At 27.6% G+C, this 6,992-nt stretch carries 7 protein-coding genes; 6 read left to right on the top strand and 1 reads right to left on the bottom strand.

Translation table 11 applies throughout. The features are described from left to right. Window positions 1-2,069: 2,069 nt before the first annotated feature. The 5 genes from ACEW7V_RS03200 (at window position 2,070) to ACEW7V_RS03180 (ending at window position 4,397) form a co-directional block, all read left to right on the top strand. The gene (locus ACEW7V_RS03200) at window positions 2,070-2,264 is read left to right on the top strand and encodes a hypothetical protein (protein WP_374695424.1); all 195 of its coding nucleotides are present in this window, start codon (window positions 2,070-2,072) and stop codon (window positions 2,262-2,264) included. Window positions 2,265-3,399: 1,135 nt separating this feature from the next. Next, window positions 3,400-3,576, top strand: a complete 177-nt coding sequence (locus tag ACEW7V_RS03195) for a hypothetical protein (protein ID WP_374695423.1) — start codon at window positions 3,400-3,402, stop codon at window positions 3,574-3,576. A 68-nt stretch (window positions 3,577-3,644) separates the two neighbouring features. After that, window positions 3,645-3,809 carry a hypothetical protein gene (locus tag ACEW7V_RS03190; protein ID WP_374695422.1) on the top strand — a complete coding sequence of 55 codons (165 nt, stop codon included), beginning with the start codon at window positions 3,645-3,647 and terminating at the stop codon, window positions 3,807-3,809. A 22-nt stretch (window positions 3,810-3,831) separates the two neighbouring features. Continuing rightward, window positions 3,832-4,107, top strand: a complete 276-nt coding sequence (locus ACEW7V_RS03185; protein ID WP_374695421.1) for a hypothetical protein — start codon at window positions 3,832-3,834, stop codon at window positions 4,105-4,107. 134 nt (window positions 4,108-4,241) lie between these two features. Next, window positions 4,242-4,397 (top strand): iron-sulfur cluster assembly scaffold protein, encoded by a 156-nt coding sequence (locus ACEW7V_RS03180; protein WP_374695782.1) that lies wholly within the window; start codon window positions 4,242-4,244, stop codon window positions 4,395-4,397. 504 nt (window positions 4,398-4,901) lie between these two features. On the opposite strand, the gene ACEW7V_RS03175 is transcribed toward ACEW7V_RS03180, so the two are convergent. Further along, on the bottom strand, window positions 4,902-5,411 hold the full coding sequence (locus tag ACEW7V_RS03175) for a hypothetical protein (RefSeq protein WP_374695420.1): 510 nt from the start codon (window positions 5,409-5,411) through the stop codon (window positions 4,902-4,904). Between the two features lie 201 nt (window positions 5,412-5,612). Here ACEW7V_RS03175 and ACEW7V_RS03170 point away from each other — a divergent pair, with 201 nt between their 5' ends. After that, window positions 5,613-5,786, top strand: a complete 174-nt coding sequence (locus tag ACEW7V_RS03170) for a hypothetical protein (RefSeq protein WP_374695419.1) — start codon at window positions 5,613-5,615, stop codon at window positions 5,784-5,786. Window positions 5,787-6,992 lie beyond the last annotated feature (1,206 nt).

Below are 6,992 nucleotides of genomic sequence, written 5' to 3'. Positions count from 1 at the left end.
TTGTACTTCGTTCTTCAATTTACGTATTGCTTGTTTTGTTTGGAAGAATGAGTTTTGGCATACCTATAAAAACAATCATTGCTTGATGTTGAGAACATAAACAATTTTCATTTACCAAGTAGGTGCAAAATCTGGATTCCATAGCATTATTTTTTTGTTTTAATAAATTATATACTTCTTCTTAGGTATAAATTTTATTTTTGTAATATTTAGGGTTATCGAAGTAAGCTTTAGTTACTTTTTAATGGAATCTTTTTGGTGACCATCATAAATTCAATAATGCAGTCCTTCCATATTTATAAGCACTTTGGGTATCATGAGGAAACTATAACAACTAAGATATCTTTGATATTTGTTTTAAGCATTCAAAGATTTTTGTCCTGTTTTTTCATCTAAATTATAATGGGATTTCGTCTGCCAAAAATCATTTTAGGATTTTTCATTATTTCTGAGTTAACACTCTTTGTTTTTTGTCTCCTGAAAGTTGATTAGGATAGTGAGTTCTAAAGACCATCAATTCTACTTGTTTTAATATTTGTTGCATTTTCCAATTATCTACTTGTTTTGATTGTAGTGCTAAGTCATTTGAATATTTTCAAAAGCTATTAAATTATCTAATAAATTATATTCTTGGAAAAACAAATCTAAAAATAATTACAGTAAAACTAATATCATACCTATGTGTAACTATTATAAGAAAATTAATATCTAAATATATACAACTATTAGGCAATATCTTTACTCTCTATCTTGATTTTGATGAATAACAAAATACTTAAATATATTTGAGTACTAAATGTATTTTAAAAGTGTGTTTGCAATTAGAAGATTTGCACTCATCTATAATATTTGTGTTAAAAGTTTTAAAAGCTTTATCTTGTTAAAGCCTTATTAAATTAATAGTAAATTCAAGTTAAATGGACCTTGATATATAAGAATAATCTTGAAGAACTCAAATCTTGAGGTTGAAGAAATTTCAGTAGATTTTAGGAAAGTTTCAGCCAAGTATCGACTTATGGAAGTGAAGTGTTAACTCAAGGTGTCAACTCATAGAAGCTTTAGAATAATTAGAAAAAGTTTCAGATGGCACACATGAAGTGTCGACTCATGAAGCTCAAGTATCGACTCATGTGTCAACTTTCCCAATGTCGACTAATTTGAGACCAAAAATAATCTGAAGTATCTTGAGTGGTCCTTGATGTCGACTCATGAAGATGAAGTATATTCTGTATCATTTTGGTCTCAGGCCTTGAGTCGATACTTGAGTTGACACATGAGTCGATACTTGAGCTTCATGAGTCGACACTTCATTGTACCATCTAAAACTTCTTCTACGTATCAGCTCAAGCTTCTATGAGTCGACACCTTGAGTCAACACTTCACTTCCATGAGTCGATATAGCTGGCGGCTTTCCTGCTCACCAACACGAAACTTCTTCAACTAAGAATTTGAGTTCTTCGAATTATTACTGTATGTATCGGAACCATTTAACTTGAAATTATATTAACTTAATTGGCTTCTTTAACAAGAGAACAAGCTTTAAACTTTTAACACAAAACAGCTTTGATGAGTACCCTATTCTTATTAAACACACTTTTAACACAGTTAGTACTCATATATTTAAGTATTTTTTATTTATTCATCAAAACATCGAACAGTATTGTATAGTTGTATATATTTAGATATTACCTTCTTATACAATATGTTGTATGATATTATTAAAGTTATCGCAATTATTTTTCGATTTATTTTTAAATATAATTTATTAGATAATTTAGCGCAGTTTTTAAATATTCTAAATAAACTTGTACACTACAATCAAAACAAATGGAATGATGGAAAATCCACAATATAATATTAAAACAAAGTAGAAATTGGATGGTCTGAAACTCACTGCTCTAATCAATGGCTTTCGGGAGGACAAAGCAAAGTAAAGTGTTGCTCGTGTTTCAATTAAATCAATGATTTGGCAGACGAACCTACTAGTATTTAGATGAAAAACAGGACAAAAATCTTTAAATGTTTAAAACAAATATCAAAAAGATAACTCTTGGTTGTTATAGTTTCTCATGATACCCAAAGTGTATAAATATGCAGACCGCATTATTGAATTTGCTGATAGTCAAATTGCAAAAGACCTTACTAAGAAAGTAACTAAGCTTCTACTAATCAACCCCAAATATTACAAAATAAAACCTGCAAGAAAAGAGATTGCTAATTTATTAAACAAAAATAATGCTATGGAACTAGATTTTAAAATCTGACTTTGGCAAATGAAAATTATAGTTCTCAACATCAAGCAAATGCATTTTGGGTTTTTAGTACAAACTCATCTTTCCAAAACAAACAACTTCTTTGTAACTCAAAATATTTTGAAAAAATAATAAGAAATTAGTTTTTAAAATCATTTTACATCTAGTAATGTTGCTTATTCTAACTCTTTCTTTTTTGATATTTTTTCAATATGTTTCTTGGCTTTGTAATTTAGGCTATGTCACACCAGAAAGTCAAGCCAAACAAGACATTTTAGTTGTTATTAAATCTTTATTATTTCAGAAAGATATATATTTGTGTATATCTTTTTAAATGATTATTCATATGAGAAAATATTATCACCTTAAAAAACAAAGATATTGGTGCATTCTAAAATCTTTAGGGTTTCTGATCGGGATATTACAAAATATTTCATCATTTAAATATAAAAATAGTTATTATTCAATTTTTTTGGAATTCCTTTATTCTTTTGATATTTGTTTTATTCATGGCATGATTTACTTTTTTGTATGCAAATTAGAATTCTTTTTAAAGTATTTGTCTACCCCTTTTTACTCATCTTTGTGAAAAGAATTTGTGCCTCTTTTATTTATTTTTGGTAAATATAGTTTTATTTTTTGCTTTAGCTTTTGCCTATCCTTTTTCTTAAATCATGTTTCAATCAAAAACAATTAAAAAAGTCTTAAAACAAAAATCCTTTAAATCATTATTTTAACTGTTCCCAAAGCATAATTTTTTGGAACCATTTCATTTTTAAGCATTAAGACAATCAAATTTGAATATAATATTTAAGATCAACTTTAAGTTAGTCTTTTTTATTTTTATCGACTAAATTGCTATCATTTCATGCATTCACCAAGTTATTTAGTATATAATATTTCTTTTCAATTCTACAAACAATACCTATCCTCCAAATTAAAACAACATTATAAAGCAAAAAAAAAGGGAATTAACAATGGAATAAATAATTAAAATTTCAAGCCCTTTTCAAAGAGTGCTTGATGTTCTCGGTTGAAATTAAAGATGTTTTTTACAATACAACGCTAAATTAGAGATTTTAAGCGAACAAGAAGTTCAAGCCCAAAATATCAATTGTCAGGGTAATGACGCCTTCAAAATGAAGGTTTGATTGATGCTAATATTGGCAATAATTTTCATAATATGCAAGGATATAATCAAATTTATAAAACCAAAGAAGGAACTTTGCTCTCAATAATGGTAATCCCCTTATTGCATCCTAAATATGGATTATACATCCACAAAGCAAATACTTTAGGACTCAAAACTTTTGGAAGATGTTAAAAAACACAAACATTTACGTGTTTTGTATGCCCTTTTTAATGAATTGCACATAGCTCCTTGTGATTTTTTTGTCTCAAAAAATTAGACTCGTTGAAGTAAGCGAACAGACGATCAAAGAAAAAAGGTTTAATCTATCCTTAAAGGATGTCAAAAACATTTATGATTTTGAATTTATTAAAACTTCGCATCTTTTAGAAATTCCTCAAAAATTGCAAGATACTCTCAAAATATGATCTTGCAATTAATTGTCCTGGTATGATGAGAGATAGTGATTTTGTAAGAGTTGGTCTCATTGGTTTAGGCAAAGAAGAAAATATTGAACCTCAAGAAGATGTTTTTTTATCTTATGCTGTTATTTTAGCTGCTAAAACAGGAACCGAGACAACTCCCAAAGTTACAATCCTTAAACAAGTTTTAAATGACACTCATTATAGAAAAGTACAATTTTTACATGGTGGCACAACTCAGGATTATATTATGGTAAAAGACCAGAATGAGTTAAGAGAACAAATTCAACAAAAATGGTTATAATCAAATTATTCAAATATTTTGTATTATAAGTGCCAGAAAGAAAGAAATAAAATGCTTGATGCTAAAAAACACGAAATAATTATGAAATATTATCACAATCCACAAATCAAACCGATGTCTGACTTCCAGGCTATATTCCGTTTGAAAAGCAAACTTCTTATTGTGGTGATAAATTTATTATTCAATTAAAGTGTGATAACAATAAAATTATAGATATTAAATATGAAGCTAATGTTTGTTCTATTTGTGTTGCTTCTGCCAGTGTTATGTCAGTTTATTTGAACATTTAACCAAAACACAAGCCTTAAATAAAATTAATCATTTTATGGCTATGGTACAAAATCAAACTTATGACTGGCACTTTGCTTAATTCTGATCTAAAATCATTTGATATAGTTTATCAATTGCCAGGTAAAATTAATTGTGTTTTGTTGCCTTGGCAAACTTTGCAAGAATTCTTACTTGGATAATTTATTACAAAACTTTTAATATTTCATATTATAACAAAAAATAAAATAGATAATAAATAATATTATTACAACAAAAAGACCGTTTTTAAACGGTCTTTTTATTATGAAATGCATTTTCAAACTCACTATTTTTTGTAATTAAGAAAACAAAATTATTCATCATCATTATTTTTGATTCAAATTTAATGATTTATAAAACCCTTTTCTTTTCTAAAACAGGGATGGGTTTTGTAAATGTTTGGGTGGTGGTTTTTTGTAAAACTTCTTGTAAAGATGTTAATTTGCAATCAATATTATCTAAATACCAAAGTAAAAGAGCTTCTCCTATTTGTGTTCTTTTTTTTTGGCAGCTCCATGTTCTAAAAGTCCATGATGAGAAATTAACATATGTTTTAATAATAATACTTCTTCTTTATCTTGAAAACCCAATAATTGGGCTTCTTTTTCTACTTCACAAGCACCCATGACTAAATGACCTAATAGCAAACCTTTGGGGAGTATAGTTTTTTGTTCTAAATCTAGTTCTTTAATTTTTTCCATGTCATGTAAAATAGTACTCTGTACAAATAGTAAATCACTATTGAGAAAAGGATAAATTTTTAAAATAGATTCTGCCATTTTTAACATAGTTAAAGTATGATAACCAAGTCCGCCATAATAATTATGATGAATTTTTAACGCTGCTTTGGAAATTAAAAATTTATTTTTGTTTTTGCAATATAAATTATAAGTGATTTGTTTTAAGACTTTGTTTTTTATTTTATGTAAATAGTTTTCTAATTCGTCTTTTACTATTGCAAAAGAAATAGGAGCACATTCATAAAATAAAAACAAAGTCTTAAAACAAATCACTTATAATTTATATTGCAAAAACAAAAATAAATTTTTTAATTTCCAAAGCAGCGTTAAAAATTCATCATATTTATTATGGCGGACTTGGTTATCATACTTTAACTATGTTAAAAATGGCAGAATCTATTTTAAAAATTTATCCTTTTCTCAATAGTGATTTACTATTTGCAGGTACTATTTTACATGACATGGAAAAAAATTAAAGAACTAGATTTAGAACAAAAAAACTATACTCCCAAAGGTTTGCTATTAGGTCATTTAGTCATGGGTGCTTGTGAAGTGAAAAGAAAACTATATTGGGTTTTCAAAGAAGAAATATTATTAAAACATATATTAATTTCATCACGTAAATTTTAAAAATTTTTTTAAATAGGAGAAGCTCTTTATTATTGGAATATTGATTGCAGAATGCTACATCTTTAAGTACACAAACACCGCATTGCAAAACCCATCCCTGTTTTAGAAAGAAAGGAGTTTTATAAATTAGGTAAGATCAAAATAATGATGATGAATAATTTTGTTTTTCTTAATTACAAATAATGAAATTTGAAAATGCATTTCATAATAAAAGACCGTTTAGAAACGGTCTTTGTTGTAATATCGTGTATGTCTATTTATTTTGTGAAATATTAAAGAAGTTTTGTAATAAATTATCAGAAATAGAGGAGATAGCCCCTGCAAGACTGCCAAGGTATAAAAACACAGTGTACACGCAATGGGAATGATAAACTGCTGTCGTGATTTTAGATCAGGAGTGTGAGATGCTGTCATAAGTTTGATTTTTGTATGGTCAATTTTATTTGGAGCTTTGTTATTTTAGTTAAAATAAACTGACATAGCACACAAATGAAGATAAACATTAACTCATATTTAACTGTCTATATTTTATTGTTATCACACTTTATGAATGTCTGCAATAAGTTTGCTTTCAAGCGGGGTACTAGCAGAAGTGTCGGTTTGTTTGTGGGTGTGTACAAATAGTATTTCGTGACCTTTAGCATCAAGCATTTTATTTCTTTCTGGCATATAATACAGGAAATATTTAGATAATTTGATTATAACCACTGTTAATTTAACTTCATTCTGTTCCTATCACAGTTAATGCCACCCTCAACAAGAGCCAACCTTTCTATAATGAGTGTCTTAGAAACTTGTTAAAATTTAGCAACTGCAATTCCTATTTTGTAATCTAAATAACAGCTGAACAAAACATCTTCTTGAGGTTCAATATTTCTTTACCTAAACAAGACAACTTTCTTACAAATCATACAAGCAATTAATGCAAGATCATATTTTAGTATCTTGAAATTTTTGAATTTCTAAAGATGCGAAGGATACAATAAATTAAAATCATAGCATCATACAGAATGGAATTAAACCTTTTTTCTTTGATCATCTGTGCACTTCAACGAAGTCTAATTTCAGGCAAAATCTGTGCAATTCGACAAAAGAATACAAAACACGTAAATGTTTGTGTTTTTAGCATCTTCCAAAGTTTTGAGTCTAAAAATGCAGCTGTAGTGATGTATAATCCTATTTAGGACCTGTAAGGATGGCAATGCA

The organism is Areca yellow leaf disease phytoplasma (genome assembly GCF_041920595.1).
This window is presented reverse-complemented; position numbering and strand designations above follow the sequence as displayed.

Coding starts and splice junctions, on each gene's coding strand:
- ACEW7V_RS03200 (WP_374695424.1), top strand. CDS start 2,070: ATGATACCCAAAGTGTATAAATATGCAGACCGCATTATTGAATTTGCT.
- ACEW7V_RS03185 (WP_374695421.1), top strand. CDS start 3,832: ATGATGAGAGATAGTGATTTTGTAAGAGTTGGTCTCATTGGTTTAGGC.
- ACEW7V_RS03170 (WP_374695419.1), top strand. CDS start 5,613: ATGACATGGAAAAAAATTAAAGAACTAGATTTAGAACAAAAAAACTAT.